The sequence below is a fragment of the Psychrobacter sp. 1Y4 genome, from assembly GCF_051847555.1.
Window position 1 is genome coordinate 1 of the sequence record NZ_JBPYDE010000263.1, and the last position, 907, is coordinate 907.

A 907-nucleotide genomic window follows, 5' to 3' on the forward strand; every position below is an offset into this window, starting at 1 on the left:
GTTTTCGACTGCCCACGATAGCAATTTGAGCTTGATGCAGGCGCGCGCTATTTCCTCGAAAGAACAATAATGGTGGCGGATCATAAATATGAAGAAGCTGGGCGGGATAATCGGGCTGATCAGCAAACAGTAGACTATAGCGACTATCAACAAGTGCTTGCTGGATTTTATCGATACTAGCGCGCGTTTGATCCGGCTGCTCGTGACGTTTTAGATGGGTGTGATGCAGACCCAGCTGCTTCCACGCCTCTACTGTGGCTTGCAAAGCAAGCTGCGCGTTACCGTAAGAGATGACTAGCTTGTGGTAGGCAGACAGGGACGCATTCACCTCATACCATAGCGACAATATAGCACGCTGATCGTCGGATAAAGAAGCGGTGACTGCCGTCATTTTATCTGTCTCGTATAGGCAAATTTAGTATGGCTGTTTTATCACTCGTATTTATAGATAAGGTGGTGGTAATAACTGGTCACCAACGTTGAGTGGTAGCTCAGAATCCAGTACATAAGCATAGCTGATGTGGTCAAAGGTGTTAAATACCATGACCATCCCGCTTGGCTCATTTGGCAAACGTACAGGCATATCGTTGTCTTTGGTGTCACGTACTAATGGACCTTTTTGATAGACAGTCAACACATCGCCTGGCTTGGCACCATGTAGGCTACCCAAATTGATAGCGACCACACTACCTTTAGCAGCAGCACTAATGGAGTCCATCACTCGTACAATCATACCGCCACGACTAACGCTGGCAGGTGTTGGGTAAAAGACTGGTGGGATAGCATTATCAAGCTCAACAAACACGCGATCGCCTTCGCGCACTTCTTTATCATAACTTTCGGTCAACTGTAAGCTGGTAATACCATTCGTTTCTGTCGATGTGACAAGACCAGTCGCTACCTGTGT

At 47.2% G+C, this 907-nt stretch carries 1 protein-coding gene and 1 pseudogene; both read right to left on the reverse strand.

Translation table 11 applies throughout. The annotated features are described in order from the left end of the window. On the reverse strand, positions 1-391 hold a 391-nt coding region (locus ACS8FC_RS15660), incomplete at its 3' end, for a DNA-processing protein DprA (RefSeq protein WP_439297449.1). 51 nt (positions 392-442) lie between these two features. After that, positions 443-907 (reverse strand): annotated as a pseudogene (locus ACS8FC_RS15665) (LysM peptidoglycan-binding domain-containing protein); the annotation flags it as partial.